We start from the raw sequence: 16570 nt of genomic DNA, 5'->3' as shown, positions 1-16570 counted from the left end.
TATGCGAGGACCAACACGAGAGGCTATCCGACCGACGTATCGCATCGAACTCGCCGATATCATTCGCCAGGCGTTCGACGAAGACCGTACCGTCGAACTCGTTGACGGAACGCACGGCTACGCCATCCTCATCGACGGTCTCGAAGTGTTCGAGGTGGCGTCCGAGACCTTCGGCTGGCCGGTGGATGATTGTGAGTTCGACGACGAGGCGGCGGAGTTCGTCGACGGCTGCATCGACCGTCGGCTCGATCGGCGGCGACGGCGCCGCATCGAGCGCCGGAAGTCGAAGCTCCAGACGACGAACCACGCGGCGTCGGAGGGTGTTACCGGCCTATGAGCGGGAGTGACAGCAAGTACGCCGACCTGCAGGCGACCGACCGCTACTCTCCCGACGAGGTCGTCAAACGCGTCGCGAAGAAGGGCCTCCAGAACCAGCAGGCCACCCAGCAGCTCGAACACGAGTCGGTCGTCCGGCAACTCGTGATGCAGTTGCGGAAGGCCTTCGAGGGGGACGGTATTCACGACGCCGAGAACCTCCTGCTCGCTGCTCACTGGCATCTCCGACAGGCCGACAGCCTGCCAGACCTGTTGCACCCGGCCGACGACCGTCTCGACCGAGAGACGAAACTCGACTTTCGCGAGCAGTGCCGACTCCGCGACCAGGGCAAGCAACCGCCCTCGCCGTCGACGGAGTTCGTCACGCTCGCGAAGATCGCCGAAGCCCTAGACTACATCTCCGCTATCATGGACCCCTCACGGTACGCGCCTGTCAGGTTCGACAGTATCGACGAACCCGGCGCACGGACGACCACTGACCAACCGACGCCGATCGGCCGGATTCGTATCGGTCACGACTCGGCGAAGGCGCTCGACGACCGCGCCGTCGAACTCCCGCATCAGTCCTGTGACCACATCGGCGCCGTGGCACTCCCGCGCCGCGGGAAGGACTCGACGCTCGTCTCTGCGGGGATGAACTTGCACGCTGAGCATGGCTACAAGTACATCTCCATCATGGACGACGGCCGGATGGAGACGCCGATGGTCGCGATTCCCAACGACGAGGACGTCATCCAGCAGAACCTCAAGCGAATGGGACAGGAGCCGACCGCCATGGCCGCCGACGTGTACGTTCCGGCGATGAGTGGCGTTCCCGAGATGCTACCCGGGAACTTCAAGCAGTTCACCATCGGCATCGATTCGCTGACGCCCCACCTCATCCTCCGGCTCGCCGGCGTCACGAAAAGCGACGAGACCGTGGAGGCCCGCATCAAGAAGGCGCTCGACGAGACGCTAGACGGCACCGGAAACGTCTCCGAGCTCGTCTCGCGGCTGGAGGTCTACAGCCGGGAGATGGAGGCAACGATCGAGTGGACTGAGCAAGAAGAGAAGTCGCCGGGGAAGGCGACGACGGAGACCTACACCGCCCGGTACCAGATGGACGCCGAGGACGCCCTCGAGAAAGCGGCCCAGCGGCTGGGGCAACTCGCCGCGGAGGGACTCATCGCCTCGCCATCCGCGTCAACAAATCTGGATATGAAGGGCATCATCCGAAACCGTGAGCGGGCAGCGGTTCTGTGCTGCAACTTCCTCGATTCGGGGCTGGAGCCGCTGAAGTACGTCATCATGGACCTGTGGCTGCGGCTCATCTACCAGGCCCGGGACCAGAACCCGCGACTCCCTCGCGTCTGCATCGAGGTTCGGGAACTGAAGAACATCGCGCCGTCGAAGCTGGCTGACGTCCGATACAAAGACGATATCAAGACGCTTCGGCAGACGATTTTCTTCCTCACGACACAGGGCGGCTCTCGAAGGATTCTGTTGCTCGGGTCGACGCAGAAGTGGAACGACGTCTACAAGCCAGTCAGGTCGAACATCGCCATCAAGATTCTCCTGCAGTTGGGTGACGACGAGATCGACACGCTGGACCAGACCCATCACTTCTCCTACGAGCAGCAAGACCAGCTCGCCGAGTTCTCCATCGGGCAGGGGATGCTGCTCGCGGAGGGCGGGGCGCACTGGCCCATAGAGTTGCGGGGCGCTCCCTGTGGCCTTGGTCTCGGCGACCGGCACTGGCGCGATCGCTACGGGGTCGCGTGGGGTGCGCGGGTTCGCGAGCACGAGCGTGACTCGTGGCGTGGGCCGAACAGCAACCTTCCCGGCTGGTGGGTCGACGTCGCCCGGCTGGATATCGCACAGATTGACGAAGTCGCCGACAAGCCCGATATCGGGACGTGGTTCCTGCTGCCGTCCGACCTCGATGGCGTAGACTGTGAGGCCGCAGATACCTACGACCGTGACGCCGACCGATTCGAGGAAGCGACTGCCGAAGAACAACGCGAGTGGGTTGATGCCGCACTCGAGGCCCGACGCGAGCATGATATCCCGAACGACCTGTTGCTCCGGCCGACCGGGACTGGACACCGCCAGCGGAGTGTCACGCTCGGTGCCGACGACGCGGATGCCGCCATTCAGGATCTCGTTGAGGAGCACGGTATCCCCGGGCCAGTACAGTCGTGGCTCTCGACGAGGAAAGACACTCGAGAGAACCTCATCACTGCCGTAGAGACTCTGGACGAGAATGGCCCGTACAAGTACGCAAAAGACATCGCAGAGGACGTTCCCTATGCAAAGTCGACATTCAAGAATTACTGGTCGGACGATTCGAAGTTAGAGGAATGTTGGAAGAAAGACGGCAAATCGTATCGTATCAGTCCCATTGGGAAACAGGCTGCCTCCCTAGACTGGGACAAGATTGAATCCCAGCTACAGGAGGTAGACGCGTGACCGAAGACATCCCAGAGGACTACGTCAATCTCGTTACCGACACGTTCGAAGGGGAGGTCCGGCAGACCAACAACGCATATCCAGAGGACCGGTCGGTGCGATTCGACTGGGAGCGGATTCACCACGTCGCGCCTGATATCGCCGAAGGTCTACTGTTGAACCCGCGGAACACGAGAAAGAAACTGAGCAAAGCGGTCCACGCCTGGGACGAAGTGAGCATGCCCGAGGTCGCCGTCCGGATCCACAACATCCCCGACGACCGAATCTATCGTGTTGGGAAGCTTCGAACTCGGCACCTCGGGACGGCCATCGGCGTCACTGGCGAGGTCGCCGAAATAGACCCGGTCAAACCGCTCGCGACGCTCGCAGTATTTGAGTGTCGGCGTTGTGGGACGCTAAATCGCGTTCCCCAGCAGTACGGCCCGATGATGCGTCCTGTCGAGTGCATGGGCTGTGAGAAGAGCGGTAAGAAGAGCAACTGGCTGTTCCAGCGAGCGCAGTCCGAGCTGAAGGACGTCCGTGAGGTCGAATTGAAACGTGTCGACACGAATCTTGATGGCGACACTGTCATCCTGAAGATACGGCTCAAGGAAGACCTCGTCGATCGCCTCGGTCCCGGCGACGAGGTCTCGTTGGTCGGTCGCTACGATTCGGGCGCGTTCCAGAATAGTTCCGTTCTCTCGACGTATCTTGATGTCTGGGCTATCGAGAACCACGAAGAGGGAGTCCTGATGGACGAACTCCCGCCCGGCGAACTGCAGGAGATGGTTGTCGACGAGGTGCGCGTCCAGCAGGAAGATGATGCCAGCGATTTCGGTGCGTCACGTGCCGATGTGTTGGACGCCATCGAAGACGAGGGCATCCGTCGGAGTGAAGTTGAGACAGCGCTTGATGAGGCTATCGAGGAGGGTGACGTTGACGAGATCGCCGGGGAGAAGCTGATGGTCGCAGAGTAGTTCTCTCGCTGTCAGAACAGTCTTAGATGAGTCGGAGTCTAAACGAGGTCCACTTGGTAAGTAGACTTCTGCGAGAATTCTATCTTGGCTAATTATGGCATCTTCTGCTGTTACCGAGACATCTCTGACAGGAGACTGAGAGAGCAAGTCCTCGCGTCCAGTCGCGCCTGCATCGTACGCGCGTACGACGTAGCGCCTGTCGCTACTAGTAGAATCTTTTCTCGGCGGACCGACACCGTGGTGTCCGTCGACTCCCGAAGACCAAGTCCTCCGATACGAACCCCACTCCTCAGCCGATGAACGACGACCAGTTTCGAACACTCACTCGTTTCAGTACTATTGCGTCCGTCTACGCGGCCAGTTGGCTGGTCGCGAACACTATCCTCCCGGGTTGGACCCACGGCGTCGTCGCTACGATACTGGCTCTCGTCCCGATCGTGTTGGTTCTGGGGGTCGCGTCGCTGCTGGGATTTGAGTTATCGAGCGGGCAGTGCCGAGCAGCGACGAACGACGGCGATCGATGCAGCCGCAGCCGGCCACCGAACCGAGACTGCTGCTGGCAGCATCGAGAACTGCATGATGTGACCCTTCACCCCCAGGGTATCGACGAGAAGAACCGGGCCGCAGACGATGACCTCGTAGTTCGGTGAGGTCAGCCCTGTTTGTGCTGCTCGACGCGACGGACGTTCTCTGCGTAGTCCCGTTCGGAATCATACAGCGGGTCGTCGGGAAATAGTTGCTCGCCCTCCGGGACAGTGACCGTCGGCCACTCGGTCTCGTCGACGGTCGTCTCGAGTTGGTCGACCCACTCAGCATACTCGCCTCGCTTTTGCATATCGTGGAGCCGATCGAACACGGGGTCAAGGTCCGAGAGGTAGTTGTTCCACTCGGCCAGCCAGTCTTCGAGCTCGTCGACGTCCTCCTGGACGCCGGCCTCGGTGAGCGAGTCGACCAGCGTCGTTCGTACGTCATCAACCCACCCGTTGAGCGCATGGGCGTTCTGTTCGTGGAGGTCGCCGGCGCGGTAGGGAGCAATCCCCTCGCGAACGATGTGTTTGTAGAGGTCAGGGATCTGTTCGAGCGTGTTCAGTTCACAGGCCCCAGTTCCTTTCCGCTGTTCCCACTCGTCGACAAGCGTGTCGTAGGCCTTCCCGCCCGTCCCGGTCTGGTCAGACTCGCTGATGGGCTTTCGCGGGAGGCCGAACTGTTCGACCTGGTCCTGCGTGACCGCGACCTGCTCGATACAGACGCGATGTTCGAGGTCGCCGCGTTCGTCTAGCCACGCCACCTTCCCGGCCATCGCACTACTCATGTTGTCGCCCTTGGGGTCGAAATCGGAGAGGTAGCAGATGACTGCGGGCTTCCCGGCCGCGTTGACTCGCTCGACGAACTCGTGTGCGATGGTCAACGAGAGGTCGCCCTCGCCTTCGACCACGACGTTGACCTGCAGGTCCCCGGCGAGGGTGTGAACGTAGTCCGGCAGCCCCTTCTCACACCACAGTTCGACGTGGAACGGCTGTTGACTGGCCGTGTCGAACTCGATTTGCTCTGCGAGCGATCGGGCTACGTTGTCGGCGATGTACTCGGCGACGTCGTCGGGGCCGTCGAAGGCGAGTTCGCCACGATCGCCGCTGTTGGGTAGCGTCGGGAGGGTGACGCCCGACGGGATAGAGATATCGCCGACGTCCGCCGTCTCTCGATGCTCGCCGTACTGCGTGATGACACGCTGGCCGTGCTTGTTGTCGTAGATGCCACCGAGTGGGATATACCCGAGAATGCGTGCGAGCGTGCCCGCGGACTCCAGATAGTCGTAGCACTGGTCGGTGTTCTGGTAGACGTCCCACGAGCAGTTCGTCGGAGGTTCGACCGGGCCCTGGAGGCGGTCCAGTTCGCCGGCATCGAACTCGACGGGAAGCTGGTCGAGATTCAGTCGGGACTCCTCGGTCGTGCTCATCACGATGTAGTAGTGGACACCGCGGATATGGATGCGATCGGCTTCGCGACCAGCGACGGCCTGTTTCCACAGTTGGGCGAACCACTCGGCTTTGGCGTGGTCGGCGCTGGTGCCCTTGTACATCGGGTCCCGACGTCGGCTCTGGATGAGCAGCGCGTCGGGATCGACGCCGAGTTCCTTCGCTCGTTGCTTCACGCGCTCGCGCAGGGACGCAGGGCTATCGGTCATCGCCCTCGGTAGAAGCTGTATGTTTGATTGAAGCGATACAGTACATAGTCAAATTATCGAGAGATGCGACTGTAAAGCTCCCGACGCCGGGGTCCGGGTTGTTTCAGGCTGTATTCGAGCTAACCAACACAAACCGGCTAACTACGGTAAGCGTTGGTTAGTGTGAGAGGTTGAAGTCAGTACGAACAGTCTCGAGCCGAAGATTCATGAAAGCGGACAAAGATACTGCCGACAGACACTGTGTTAGAGCACAGTGCCTAATCCGCTGTGACCGCCGCGATGACCGCTGCCACAAGGATGGCCACGGCGATCACGATGTACGCTTGCGATGCTGTACCGGGAGACGCGCTCGCTATTGCGGTGATGCCCACTACCGCTGCCGTGAGGAACTTCCAGGGCCCGCTACCCAATAGCGAGAGTGCCTTTTCGAGGATTCCAACACCTCCTGTGTTTACCGCCACACAAGGTGGGAAAGCCCGAGGGTCAAAATTCTTCCTTCCCCTAACCGAAGATAGGTTAGACCGGCAGATGGGGACGTTCTCCCAGTTGTCTGTTTTTACTACAGGGTAGCTGCAGTCAAGCCGCCGAGAAATCAGAGTTTTCCGACTCAGAAACGCGGATTTCTGGAGTCGTTCCGCAGAGGCGCGTATGCGTCCATTTGTATCCTGGCACAGACCACAATGAGTCGAACGCTTGACGATCTCCACACTCGGAGCAAACGAGTTCGATTTTTCTGGTGACCGTGTGCTCTAGGACCGTTCGACAGAAAATCAGGTGCATCACGTAATGAATCGGAAGGTAGGAAACGTCTGGTTCCCGATGCTCGCGACCGCAACTTGAACAGCTTACGTGATGTCTGTGGCGAGCCTCTTCTTCTGTCACTCTATTTCTCCCGGGTGCGGCTGCCGTTTCACGCCGTCCGCTGGCCGGTAGCGACCATTGTCATACTCGACACGGCCTTCCTCAACAAGCGTTGCGAGCGCGTCCCGGACGTCGTCAGGATGGATGCCTGCGTGGGAGCTGGCGACGGTTCGAATCGTTCGCTCGCGCGCCCACTCGGGCTGGGGCCCGCTGGTCTGGGACAGGAGGACATTCAAGACTCGGCGTTTCGTGTCTGTCATTATCTAGTAATCTCCATCCTGTTCCTTAGACTCTTCGACAGTCTGAACAACCTCATCTCTGGATTTGTATCTGTCAGTCATCGGTATCAGTGGAGGACTCTGTCCCCCGGCCTTGCTCGCCAACCTCAATCCCCAATTCGTCCGCCAGCGGTCCCCACCCGAATCGGGACCAGATTGTACTGTGAGTCGGGACATCCCGGTCAGTTGCCCAGTCTTCATAGCGCTGCTGAGTAAGACGGCCATCCACGTCGGCGGCCGCCTGCCTCATTGCAGACCGAATCTCTTCGTCAGAATACTCGCCTGCCCACTCTCCCGCTCCCGGACCGTCCTCGATCCGGGGCTGTTGCGTCGCCGTCTCCCGTTCTTGCTCCCCCGAGTTTACGCCAGCGACGGAAAGGGCGCTCTCCCACGACCCGCCGGCCAGCCAGTCCGAGACATCCTCCGCGGAGATCCCGTCGACGCGGGCCTCGAAGCGCTCGGGCGTGAGCTCGCCAGCGGTTCGCTTCCGGGCAATCGACAGCGCCGATTTGTATAGCACAGTCCTGTACTCCATCTCGTCGCCGGGATCGGTCCGGAGCGCTCGATATACCGGCTGGTCTGTCTGCCATTTGTACTCGACGCCGGCCACGGGCGGCGCGGTCAACGCAAGCCACCGTCTCGCTTCGTCGGCGTACAGCACGACTCGACGGTCCAAACGCTTGCTCTCGAAACCAGCACGGTCCAGAACAGACTGGATAGCCGCTGCCCGTTCGTCGGCCTCGGCCGAGAATGTCAGTCGGAACTGGCTATCGTAGTCTCCGCTCCACTCGATGCCGCCGGCGAGCGCGTACCAGACCTGCGCCGATCGCGGCGACAGGTCAACGTCGCTACGGAGTTGCTTGCGACCATCCACGTACCACGCTGCTCGGTAGCGCCGAAGTTCGTCGTGGGCGTGCGTGCGGACGATATAGATCGGTTCTCGGGCACCGTCCTCCGTCTTCCGCCGGAGAGAATGTGCGAGCCAGCCCAGTTCGTTGAACAGCCAGCGAGCAAGCGCTTCATTCGTCGTTTTGACCACCAAGTGCTTGGCGTCGCCGTTGCCGAGGAGCGACCCGCCGCCCAGCAGGATGCCCGTCAGTAGGTCGTGGCCGGCCTCGGATATCTCCGGCCACTCGCAGTACGACCAGTGGCGGCTGAGTCGTTCCTTCTGCCCGTCGCAGACCGGACAGCGCTTGTTGCCCTCTTCGAGGAGTGTCCGGTTCATGCCTTTAGGAGGCGTTCAGCCTTCGTGACGTTGTTGCTGATACTCGGCTGGGCCTTCCCGCGTTCGGTAGCCCACTCGGTCTGGGACAGGCCCTCGATCTCCGTCATCAGGTAGTCCACAGCTGCGGGTGGCGAGCAGCCGGCTTGGATAAGCCCGCGCAGGTAAAACTCGTCAGGGAGTCCCTCGCCGTCGTCGACGTCAATACGAACCGTCGGGTATCGTGGGATGATGTTGGCTTCGTTCAGTTCGCGCATCACGCCCTCCAGCGTCTCTCCGTCGATGCCGAGGATATCACCGACCAGGTCCTCGACGTCGAACGTATCGCCCCACGGTTCGGACGTCCACGTATCCAATCGCACGGTGTCACCGTGAGAGCTTCTGAAGAGTGCATCTTCAGCGAGCTCGTCAACAGCATCGGCGAACTCTCGCTCGAAGCGGCCGCTTCGGCGAGCAAGACGGTCGAGTGCGTCCACCACGAATTCATCCACGGCGTCAATTCCCTGCACGGCCGCGATCACGTCGGCTAGCTCATCCCAGTCGCAAGAGTCGGCGTAGGTCACAGACAGTTGGCCGATCGACTGAATGGAGTGCCACGCATCGACGAGGTGGTTTTTGTGCGCGACCTGGAGGAGGACGTCGACGCCGGTCTCCGGGATACTGTAGATGGCGTAACGCTCTTCGGCGTTGCCTTTGATTCGTGCGCGTTCGTCCCAGTTGTCGGGGATAGTCCACAGCTGCTGTCCGGGCACGACAGCCGTCCGCTCAGCAGGCGTTCGTTTCGTCCAGCGCGTCGCCGGTTCGTTGCCCCGAGAGACCACGACGTGCTCGCCGTCTTCACGGTAGGCATAGAGGTTGCCGTCGGCGCTGTACTCGCGAACAAGCTCATCGCTCTGCCCGAGGTCGCGCTTCGAGCGGATGTCCGTCTCGCCGCCGTCGGCGACGATCTCCGCGACGCCGTCGGTCTCTGCACCAGCGTTGGGTTCGGCGGATTCGTCTTCGTCCTCGCTGTGGACCATGCCTTCGTGGATGCTAAGCCCGTGCTCGCTATCGAACTCATCGCCACACTCCTCGCACTCGTGGGTTCCGGGCTCGATATCCGGGATGATTTCGCCGTCGAGCGCGGCCTCGACGTCGGCCTCGTCGATCTGGTAGGACCCGCCGTCGACCAACTGGAAGAACTGGTCTTTGCGGTTCTTGCCCGAGTGCGTGTAGCGCACGCGTTCGATAACAGCGCCGTCTTCGACAGACGCCGAGCCGCTGTCTCGGTTCGACGTCTTGGGCTTCTGGTAGGCGACGAACTCGCGCTCGTAGTTGTACGTCGGGTCCGTGTCGGTGATGACAGCGACCCACTGCTTGTTTCCAGTGTTCGATTCGGCGTACAGGGAGTTGTCGCGCAGTTCGACCGTCATGTTGGAGCCGCCGATTTTGAGTTCCGTCATTGTCTACACCCATAGCTTGTGGCTATACCATTATAAAACTTTGCATCAAGCATAGCCTGTAGCTATATCTCGGTATAGATAATAGCAGATCGGCACTCTGTCGCTCAGATATTACCCAACGCGCCCAGAGCGATGAGAACCCACCAAGAGGCCGCACAAACAGCAGTCACGAGTAGCTGTCCGTCGTTTAGCTTTCTTCCCGGGCCCGCGACCTCGGCGATTATGAGGAGTGGCGAGAGGAGCCAGATGAACAGTATCGAGCGCACCAACGCGAACGGGTCGTCGGGCAGCTGCCCAGCTTTGTCAGCCTGTCGCTCGCTCACACTCCTACCTCCGTCAGCAATGTCTGTTCGGTCCGTCCCGATTCTCGCGGCCAGTCAAAGACACGGAAGTCACCGTGCTGGAAACAGAACCACGCCCCGCGACCCTCGTCGTCGTTGATGCGCTCGCAGATGACTCCACACTTGTGGCCGCCGGGGCTCGACGCGATTGTCGCAGGACACTGTGGTCGTGCGTAACCATCATCGTAGAGGTCTTCTGGCGACCACCACGGCAGGCGGCCGTAGTGGTGCCACGTCCCGTCAATACCTGGATGAGCAGCCTGCTCGCGGGTCTGAGTCGGCCTTTCGGCCTGTTCTTCGCTCAAACCCGACCCTCCAATTCGTCCTCGTGAATCGCCTCGTGGCTGGCCGACCACTCAGCGTCTTGGTGGGCCTGGCGTCGGCACTCGTTCGAGCAGAAGTAGTGTCGGCCGTAGTAGTCCGAAGGTTCCTCTCCGGGCTCCTGTATCCGGATATCCCACGTCACGACGCTCTCTGGCCAGTCGGCGAACGGAATTAGCTCCTCACAGTATTGGCAGTCCCGGCCTTCGAGGTCGTCGCCGTCGATAGTGTGGCCCGCCGCCATCGCGTCGGCGACGTACTCCGCTATCGAATCATAGTCGTCGATATCGTCGCTATCGTCGGGCGCGTTACCCATTCTGGACCTCCGGCGAGTCTGTCGAGCCTTTCTCCAGCGGGTCGATGTACGTGAACCCGCGCGTCGGTGGGTCCGTCGGCGGCTCGATGTCGACACGCTCCAGCGGCGAGAACCAGATGCGGCCAGTCTCGACGCCATCAATGGTGCCGCCGGCGACAATCCGGCCATCTGTCTCGAACCAGATTCGCTGCCCGTATCGAGTCCGTCGCGGGGTTCCATTCACCGTCCAGTAGCAGCGGTAGCCGTCGGGAACGTTCTCCCGTCGCTTGTGGGCTATCTGTTCGTCGGTCGTGTGGACGAGGACGTCCTGATACTCGTCTGCGCGCATGTTCGAGAATTGGTCGGTCGTGTTCGGGCCGAGATCGCGTTGTGTGCTGCCGTCGCCGGAGGTGCTTCGGAAGCTGAGTTTCTTGACGGCATAGCCGTCGTGCCACGCAGCGCTGGGGAGTTTCGTCACCGAGAAGTCAGGGTTCATGTTGGTGTTCGCCCGCCCGTCCTCGATGAGGAGATCGGCGAGTCGGCCCCCGCTCCCATCGTACTCCAGTTCGAGATACGCTTCGGCGAACCACATCGCTTCGTGCTCGCTACGCGCGGCCACGCGGAAGTAGCTCTCCTCAGCGCCCGACTTCGGAATCGTCTGGATGCGGCCAACGAGATAGACGTTGAACTCGTCGGGCATCGGCTGGTTGTCGGGAGCGACGTCCGGGAACTCAAAGCAGTCCGGGCACGTCTCGTGGTCGAACAGCCAGTTCTCCCGCGTTTCGAACGAGTCGTCGCAGTGGTGGCAGGTTTGTGTATTCATGTTTCTCTTACCATGTTTCGAATTTCGAATGCTGCGGGAGTGGTGGCTGCAATACCAGCGAGCGCCCAGAACAGAAAGGGCCTGATAGAGAACGGGGTGGCTAAGAACATCCCCGCTTTTTCCTGTCTATACTCGGCGTACGTCGTGTTTTGGCACTCTCGAAGGTCGTCTTTGTTGACGGTCTTTATCTCGTACTCGGTGCCGTTTCGGACTCGGTAGGGTTCACCGGCATTGTCTTCGTAGAACTCGTCACAGCTATTGACGTAGGAGTGGTACTCGGTCCGCGTAGGTTCGTCTGCCAGAACGAACCCCCACACGGCCATCGTCAACGTCGAAATCCCAATCAGCAAGCCGACCGCGGAGAACCCAACGATAAATGCTGTGTTGTCTGTCATGCCACCTGCACCTCACATCGGTCGTAGATATCGTACTCCTCCCGGGTCTCGAAGAACGTCAGAGAGCTATCCGACTGGTTCGCAGGTCCGCGGAGTATCTCACCGTCGTTCTGGTCGACGAGGAGATACCGCTCAGAGCCCGTTACGACAGACAGATCCGTGTAATGCTGTGCGAGGGTTCCGTCGAAGGACTGGAGCGGGCCGGTCGCGGCGTAGGTCCCGTTCGGGAACACAGCGAAATACCCACTCCCAGGAGTATCGTCAAAGAAGCCGTCTGGTTCGGCATCGTACAATAGAACCGTCTCAGCGTCGGTCGCAGTCTCGACCGGAACGTCCGAACACGCCATTTCAGGACCCTGGAGGATAGCAGCGTTGTTGACGAACCAGAACCCCGCAGCCACCGCAGCGACGACAGCTACAACGCTAATCCCAGTCACAAATACGGCTTCGACCCTCGATGATTCTGGAAGTTCGTCCTCGGATGTTTCGTCCGTCATTCGTGCGGGCACACCCCCGCGACCAGCGCCATCGACTTCTCGCGGCGGTTCTGTAGTATCTCGCCGCACTTGCACTGCGTGGCCTTTCCAACGTCAACGACTTCGAGCGAGACATTGCCGACGCGCTCCCAGCCCTCGATAAAGCCGTCATCGTCGCTTACTGCCTTCCAGAGTTCGGGATCGGCCGCGAATCCTGCCGGAACGACACGCCAGTTCTGCTCGTTGTCGTCGACGAGCGTCAGCTTGGGACCGAGGTAACAGTCGTTGCGCTTGACCACAGTCATCTCGCCGTGGCCTTCGACTGCGACCGTGTCTTTGAGGCCGGCGACGAGAAGCGCCGTTTTCGTCTCGTAATCGGAGACCGGTTCGCCCTCGTGATACGCCGCGCCGTCTTGCTCACTCGGCATCGTCGACCTCCGAGAAGTAGTCCTCAATATTGCGCTGTTGCTCCCCAACGCGATCGTCGTGCCACTGGTAGCCGCAGCCGTAGCGACAGACGAACAGGCCCCGTATGGCCGTCGTCGCTCGGCAGTTGTCACCACAGCGAGGACAGAACCCAATAGCGACCGTCCGATGCGAGTCGCTGGGTTCGTCGCCGAGTGGGCCGACGGGGCGCGTGTCCAGGCCTTCGACAGCAGGGAGCGTGTAGTCGTGGGGCGGACTCGACAGTTCTTCTTTTTCGAGCGTACGTTCTTTGTTGCCCTCGATGTTCACCCACCGCGTGACGAGGTAGACGGTATCCGTCACGGGACTTCGCATCAGTTTTGTGCCGGTCTCAATGTTCTCGCTGCTGAATTGGCTCATTTGTTCCCTCGCTTCAGATTGCATTTGCTGCACTGTTCGCCGATTGATTCGAGCGTCTCTGTGTCGTAGACGGTGTGAAACGAGTGGTCACAGACGCGCTGGTGCGTCTCGCGGAGTTTGCCCTCCTGTCCCGGCTGGCCCTGCTCGCGGTCGTAGAGGCAGGTATCCCAGAAACAGTCGGCGAGGTCGTGCTCATGATACCGCCACTCGTACGTGTGCGTGAGGTCCGTCAGAACGTACTCCCAGTGGCCGTCGGCGTCGTCCTGGAGGCACTGTTTCACGACGACGAGTTTCGTAGTGTCCTCATCGTCACGGCGCCGCCACAGCACCTTATCCTCGAAGGCCCGACCTTTCGTCGATAGCGGGTCGACGTGGCTTTCGAGTCGATGGACGAAGCTGTCGTTGTGCCACACGCGGATCTTTCGCTCGTAGGCTTTCAGGGCGTTCTGCATCCGCTCGGTCCACTCGCCGTCGTAGCACATCCGACAGTAATCGCCGAATAGGAGCGGGACAGCGTGGTCGCAGTCCTCGCACTCGCCCCCCTGTTCGGGACGGAGTGGCCCGCCGGCGAATGGGCCGACTTTCTGCTCGATGTGCGTCAGTTCGAGCGCGTGCAGTAGCTCCTCGCGATCGGGGTCCGGTCCGAGGTCGAGCACGCGATCGGCCGGGAGATTGAGTTTGTCAGCAGTATCGCCGTAGGCGAGGATACCCTCCTGTCCGTACCAGTCACCGCCGATGAACAGGACTTCGTCCTCGTCGACGCGGTGGCCACAGTCCCAGCACCGAAGGTCGAATCCATACTTCTCGCTAGCTGTCCCGCGTGTCGTACTTTCGATGTAGTAGACCTTCCCGGTACCACAGTCCCGGGTCGCGTGGAACTTCATCCAGTGGTTGCCGACCGTTCGACGAGGAGATTCGTAGACGGCCGACGACCGGTAGTCCTTGTGCCGGTCGTCGTAGCGGTTCAGTTCTCGGTAGGTATCGAGAGCGGCCTGTTCGGACTCCATCAGTCCAACACCTCGCTTTGCTCATCCTGCCGAAGGAATCCGATATCAGCGCCGCAGTCCGAACACTCGCCGAAGGTCTCTTTGAGGCGCTCGATGTACGCATCGACGTTCGAGTCCGGACCCTCGGTCTCCATCTCGAAGCCCTGGCATCCGTTCGGGCAGGATCCAATGACGACCGTCGTCATGCGGTCGGTATCGTGACGATGGTCCGTCACTCCAGTCCCTCCTGGTCGGTGACCGCACTGAGTGGGCTGTTCAGGTCGGCGATATCAAACCGAGGCGCTTCGGCCTCGGTATAGATATTGACAGGTGCCGTATCCTGACGAATGTAGTGGAAGCCGCGAAACAGGTCGGGCTGTTCATCTGGATATGGCACAGGATTGTCCGAGTCGGTGCCGTTGTAGAGCGTTTTCCGTTCGCCGTCGCGAACAGCGATGAGTAGCGTAGCTCCCCACGAGCCTTTTCTTATCGCGACAATCTCTTTCTCGGGACAGATGCCGGCAGCTGCCCAAAGACACGCCTCTGCACCAAACTGTAACCACTCGTCATCGACTGCCATTGGGTGTGGTGGGTGCGTATCTGAAACGTTCTCCCGACCGGTGAGGTAGACACCTGTCTCGAGTGGTTCGCCAGTCGGCCAGCCGTGTTCAACGGCATCCGCGCTATCGTCAAGGATGATAGATAGGCGGCCAGCTGGTACGAGAGAATAGATCGGCCAGTAACCGTCTCTGCCCCGTTTCCGAGTCCCACGCCAATAGTCATCGATCTCGTTGACCTTGTAGAGATGGCCGTCATCAGGCCTCCCAACGTAGCGTGTCTCGTACTCGTCAGTCGTCCCCTCACTCTCGGCGTAATCGATTAGCGTCGGCTGCCCAGTGCCGCTCATCGGCCGTCCTCCGAGCGGTCAGTGGCCGTGTCACAATACTGGTTGTAACAGTCTCTACAGACTGTAGAAAACCCAATCACTCCGTGCGGGGAACCAGGTGGGATCGACTTGCCACAGCCCGTACAGACGTACGGGTCGTGACGGTCAGCGTCGCTCATGGCCCCACCATCTTACCGTCGCTCTGGCGGCGAATCTCGATAGTGTGTCGCATCCCCATCGCGTGGTCTTGATGACTCATCGCCTCTTGCTCCGCGCCGCCAAGAGACGAGAACTCGGACGACCAGCCACAGCTACACTCCACGTCGTACCAGCGGGACAGGTCGCGGTCAGTCTCGCCCTCAGTCATCTCGGCTCACCCGCATTATCTCATGTCGAGCGCCGTATCCCGTCCCGCACTCGGGGCAGTTGATTCCGGGGCCGAAATCGGCGTTCGTTAGCTCCGTTTCGCAGACGGTGCATCGGCCCGTGATTTCTACGTCTAACTGGATACCGTCCTGTTCGAGTTGGTACTCACGTTTGTCCATAGTTCGGTCAGTATCGCTCATCGTTCCACCCGCGGGTTTCCGTCGAGACTGTTCGGTTCGAGACTAATCTCCTCGCCGTCTATCTCCAGTTTGAGACAGCCGCGGGCGGGCATCTCTATCTCCATCGCCTCTTTGTCGATCTCCGTCAGGCCTTCGTCGTCTGATGCGACAGCGGTAATCGTCACAGTCTTTCGCTCGCTTCGGTCTTCGGCCCAGCCAGCGTAGGCCAATTGTTCAATATCGTCTGCAGACTGACCGCCATCAGTCATCGCTATCTCGTCAACAGGGTACCGTTGGATAGCGCAGTTTTCGGTAGCCATGGGGTTGTCTGGATGTTCGCTGTCGAAGTGGTCCAATCGCCACTCTCGGGCATCGTCAGCTGACTCAACCCACTCGCTCGACGTCTTGCAGATACCGCACCGAGCGCGGAACAGATATTCAGACATCCCGCTCGCCTCTGTTGCCAGCAGGCATCTGCGACAGCGTCATCAGCAGGTAGTTGAGCTGGTCGGCTGCCTCCTTTCGCACCTCGTCGGCATCGCCGTCTTCCACGACCTCGCCCAGCGGCCGGTGACTATCAGCACACTCGGCGAGGTACTCGGGATGGCAGTCACGCCACGCCGGCCCGTCGTTTTCGTCGTCCTTCTCGTCAATCCGTTCCGCGGCACGGTCGAAGAGCATCTGTGCCTCATGCTCAAGATCGGCGTAGGTCATGCCGTCCGTAGATTGTTCAGTCACCCTGACCACCCCAGCGGTCAGCGGTCGCCACGTTGTGTTTCAGTTGCATTGTTCTACATGGCAATTGTATTCCCCTGCATACTTGTAGCTATTGACACCAGTAGCAATATATTCTGTATTTATTGCCACACAGAACAACGAACAGTCGAAGCTACAAGATGGGTGCGCCGTTCACTCGTCCGTATCGGCGTCCCGAAGACGTTCCTTCGCATCC

Annotated in this window: 23 protein-coding genes; 3 read left to right on the top strand and 20 right to left on the bottom strand. The window is 60.4% G+C overall.

What is annotated here, in order from left to right:
• Position 1: 1 nt before the first annotated feature.
• The 3 genes from E4S61_RS24220 to E4S61_RS24210 are packed head-to-tail and all read left to right on the top strand — an operon-like array spanning position 2 to position 3740.
• Positions 2-337, top strand: coding sequence for a hypothetical protein (locus E4S61_RS24220; protein WP_135306352.1), 336 nt, complete (start codon positions 2-4; stop codon positions 335-337).
• Complete coding sequence (locus tag E4S61_RS24215; RefSeq protein ID WP_135306351.1) at positions 334-2784, top strand: hypothetical protein; 2451 nt, start codon at positions 334-336, stop codon at positions 2782-2784. Before E4S61_RS24220 ends, E4S61_RS24215 begins: the two co-directional genes overlap by 4 nt.
• On the top strand, positions 2781-3740 hold the full coding sequence (locus tag E4S61_RS24210) for a minichromosome maintenance protein MCM (protein ID WP_135306350.1): 960 nt from the start codon (positions 2781-2783) through the stop codon (positions 3738-3740). Before E4S61_RS24215 ends, E4S61_RS24210 begins: the two co-directional genes overlap by 4 nt.
• Before the next feature lie 652 nt (positions 3741-4392).
• Here the strand turns inward: E4S61_RS24210 and E4S61_RS24205 are convergent.
• From E4S61_RS24205 to E4S61_RS24110, 20 genes are all read right to left on the bottom strand, one after another.
• Complete coding sequence (locus E4S61_RS24205; RefSeq protein WP_135306349.1) at positions 4393-5922, bottom strand: hypothetical protein; 1530 nt, start codon at positions 5920-5922, stop codon at positions 4393-4395.
• A gap of 257 nt (positions 5923-6179) precedes the next feature.
• Positions 6180-6383 carry a hypothetical protein gene (locus E4S61_RS24200; protein ID WP_135306348.1) on the bottom strand — a complete coding sequence of 68 codons (204 nt, stop codon included), beginning with the start codon at positions 6381-6383 and terminating at the stop codon, positions 6180-6182.
• A 417-nt stretch (positions 6384-6800) separates the two neighbouring features.
• Complete coding sequence (locus E4S61_RS24195) at positions 6801-7043, bottom strand: hypothetical protein (protein WP_135306347.1); 243 nt, start codon at positions 7041-7043, stop codon at positions 6801-6803.
• A 73-nt stretch (positions 7044-7116) separates the two neighbouring features.
• Positions 7117-8286 (bottom strand): hypothetical protein, encoded by a 1170-nt coding sequence (locus E4S61_RS24190; RefSeq protein WP_135306346.1) that lies wholly within the window; start codon positions 8284-8286, stop codon positions 7117-7119.
• Positions 8283-9725: a hypothetical protein gene (locus E4S61_RS24185; protein ID WP_135306345.1), complete on the bottom strand. Its 1443-nt coding sequence runs from the start codon at positions 9723-9725 to the stop codon at positions 8283-8285. The genes E4S61_RS24190 and E4S61_RS24185 overlap by 4 nt, the downstream gene beginning before the upstream one ends.
• 104 nt (positions 9726-9829) lie before the next feature.
• Complete coding sequence (locus E4S61_RS24180; protein WP_135306344.1) at positions 9830-10048, bottom strand: hypothetical protein; 219 nt, start codon at positions 10046-10048, stop codon at positions 9830-9832.
• Positions 10045-10371 (bottom strand): hypothetical protein, encoded by a 327-nt coding sequence (locus E4S61_RS24175; protein ID WP_135306343.1) that lies wholly within the window; start codon positions 10369-10371, stop codon positions 10045-10047. The genes E4S61_RS24180 and E4S61_RS24175 overlap by 4 nt, the downstream gene beginning before the upstream one ends.
• Positions 10368-10703 carry a hypothetical protein gene (locus E4S61_RS24170; RefSeq protein WP_135306342.1) on the bottom strand — a complete coding sequence of 112 codons (336 nt, stop codon included), beginning with the start codon at positions 10701-10703 and terminating at the stop codon, positions 10368-10370. Before E4S61_RS24170 ends, E4S61_RS24175 begins: the two co-directional genes overlap by 4 nt.
• On the bottom strand, positions 10696-11505 hold the full coding sequence (locus tag E4S61_RS24165; RefSeq protein ID WP_135306341.1) for a hypothetical protein: 810 nt from the start codon (positions 11503-11505) through the stop codon (positions 10696-10698). The genes E4S61_RS24170 and E4S61_RS24165 overlap by 8 nt, the downstream gene beginning before the upstream one ends.
• Positions 11502-11900 (bottom strand): hypothetical protein, encoded by a 399-nt coding sequence (locus tag E4S61_RS24160; RefSeq protein ID WP_135306340.1) that lies wholly within the window; start codon positions 11898-11900, stop codon positions 11502-11504. Before E4S61_RS24160 ends, E4S61_RS24165 begins: the two co-directional genes overlap by 4 nt.
• Complete coding sequence (locus E4S61_RS24155; protein ID WP_135306339.1) at positions 11897-12397, bottom strand: hypothetical protein; 501 nt, start codon at positions 12395-12397, stop codon at positions 11897-11899. Before E4S61_RS24155 ends, E4S61_RS24160 begins: the two co-directional genes overlap by 4 nt.
• Positions 12394-12804, bottom strand: coding sequence for a hypothetical protein (locus E4S61_RS24150; protein ID WP_135306338.1), 411 nt, complete (start codon positions 12802-12804; stop codon positions 12394-12396). Before E4S61_RS24150 ends, E4S61_RS24155 begins: the two co-directional genes overlap by 4 nt.
• Positions 12794-13201, bottom strand: coding sequence for a hypothetical protein (locus tag E4S61_RS24145; RefSeq protein ID WP_135306337.1), 408 nt, complete (start codon positions 13199-13201; stop codon positions 12794-12796). The genes E4S61_RS24150 and E4S61_RS24145 overlap by 11 nt, the downstream gene beginning before the upstream one ends.
• Positions 13198-14208: a hypothetical protein gene (locus tag E4S61_RS24140; protein ID WP_135306336.1), complete on the bottom strand. Its 1011-nt coding sequence runs from the start codon at positions 14206-14208 to the stop codon at positions 13198-13200. The genes E4S61_RS24145 and E4S61_RS24140 overlap by 4 nt, the downstream gene beginning before the upstream one ends.
• The gene (locus E4S61_RS24135; RefSeq protein ID WP_135306335.1) at positions 14208-14423 is read right to left on the bottom strand and encodes a hypothetical protein; all 216 of its coding nucleotides are present in this window, start codon (positions 14421-14423) and stop codon (positions 14208-14210) included. Before E4S61_RS24135 ends, E4S61_RS24140 begins: the two co-directional genes overlap by 1 nt.
• Positions 14420-15094 (bottom strand): hypothetical protein, encoded by a 675-nt coding sequence (locus tag E4S61_RS24130; protein WP_135306334.1) that lies wholly within the window; start codon positions 15092-15094, stop codon positions 14420-14422. Before E4S61_RS24130 ends, E4S61_RS24135 begins: the two co-directional genes overlap by 4 nt.
• 154 nt (positions 15095-15248) lie before the next feature.
• On the bottom strand, positions 15249-15440 hold the full coding sequence (locus tag E4S61_RS24125) for a hypothetical protein (RefSeq protein WP_135306333.1): 192 nt from the start codon (positions 15438-15440) through the stop codon (positions 15249-15251).
• The gene (locus E4S61_RS24120; RefSeq protein WP_135306332.1) at positions 15433-15639 is read right to left on the bottom strand and encodes a hypothetical protein; all 207 of its coding nucleotides are present in this window, start codon (positions 15637-15639) and stop codon (positions 15433-15435) included. Before E4S61_RS24120 ends, E4S61_RS24125 begins: the two co-directional genes overlap by 8 nt.
• A complete protein-coding gene (locus tag E4S61_RS25755) occupies positions 15636-16064 on the bottom strand; it encodes a hypothetical protein (RefSeq protein WP_167768629.1) in 429 nt (142 codons plus the stop codon). The genes E4S61_RS24120 and E4S61_RS25755 overlap by 4 nt, the downstream gene beginning before the upstream one ends.
• Positions 16057-16356 (bottom strand): hypothetical protein, encoded by a 300-nt coding sequence (locus tag E4S61_RS24110; protein WP_135306330.1) that lies wholly within the window; start codon positions 16354-16356, stop codon positions 16057-16059. The genes E4S61_RS25755 and E4S61_RS24110 overlap by 8 nt, the downstream gene beginning before the upstream one ends.
• Positions 16357-16570 lie beyond the last annotated feature (214 nt).

Source organism: Haloarcula amylovorans (assembly GCF_004681185.1).
GTDB classification, from domain to species: domain Archaea; phylum Halobacteriota; class Halobacteria; order Halobacteriales; family Haloarculaceae; genus Haloarcula; species Haloarcula amylovorans.
This window is presented reverse-complemented; position numbering and strand designations above follow the sequence as displayed.

Coding starts and splice junctions, on each gene's coding strand:
- E4S61_RS24220 (WP_135306352.1), top strand. CDS start 2: ATGCGAGGACCAACACGAGAGGCTATCCGACCGACGTATCGCATCGAA.
- E4S61_RS24215 (WP_135306351.1), top strand. CDS start 334: ATGAGCGGGAGTGACAGCAAGTACGCCGACCTGCAGGCGACCGACCGC.
- E4S61_RS24205 (WP_135306349.1), bottom strand. CDS start 5,922: ATGACCGATAGCCCTGCGTCCCTGCGCGAGCGCGTGAAGCAACGAGCG.
- E4S61_RS24195 (WP_135306347.1), bottom strand. CDS start 7,043: ATGACAGACACGAAACGCCGAGTCTTGAATGTCCTCCTGTCCCAGACC.
- E4S61_RS24190 (WP_135306346.1), bottom strand. CDS start 8,286: ATGAACCGGACACTCCTCGAAGAGGGCAACAAGCGCTGTCCGGTCTGC.
- E4S61_RS24185 (WP_135306345.1), bottom strand. CDS start 9,725: ATGACGGAACTCAAAATCGGCGGCTCCAACATGACGGTCGAACTGCGC.
- E4S61_RS24170 (WP_135306342.1), bottom strand. CDS start 10,703: ATGGGTAACGCGCCCGACGATAGCGACGATATCGACGACTATGATTCG.
- E4S61_RS24165 (WP_135306341.1), bottom strand. CDS start 11,505: ATGAATACACAAACCTGCCACCACTGCGACGACTCGTTCGAAACGCGG.
- E4S61_RS24160 (WP_135306340.1), bottom strand. CDS start 11,900: ATGACAGACAACACAGCATTTATCGTTGGGTTCTCCGCGGTCGGCTTG.
- E4S61_RS24155 (WP_135306339.1), bottom strand. CDS start 12,397: ATGACGGACGAAACATCCGAGGACGAACTTCCAGAATCATCGAGGGTC.
- E4S61_RS24150 (WP_135306338.1), bottom strand. CDS start 12,804: ATGCCGAGTGAGCAAGACGGCGCGGCGTATCACGAGGGCGAACCGGTC.
- E4S61_RS24145 (WP_135306337.1), bottom strand. CDS start 13,201: ATGAGCCAATTCAGCAGCGAGAACATTGAGACCGGCACAAAACTGATG.
- E4S61_RS24140 (WP_135306336.1), bottom strand. CDS start 14,208: ATGGAGTCCGAACAGGCCGCTCTCGATACCTACCGAGAACTGAACCGC.
- E4S61_RS24130 (WP_135306334.1), bottom strand. CDS start 15,094: ATGAGCGGCACTGGGCAGCCGACGCTAATCGATTACGCCGAGAGTGAG.
- E4S61_RS24125 (WP_135306333.1), bottom strand. CDS start 15,440: ATGACTGAGGGCGAGACTGACCGCGACCTGTCCCGCTGGTACGACGTG.
- E4S61_RS24120 (WP_135306332.1), bottom strand. CDS start 15,639: ATGAGCGATACTGACCGAACTATGGACAAACGTGAGTACCAACTCGAA.
- E4S61_RS25755 (WP_167768629.1), bottom strand. CDS start 16,064: ATGTCTGAATATCTGTTCCGCGCTCGGTGCGGTATCTGCAAGACGTCG.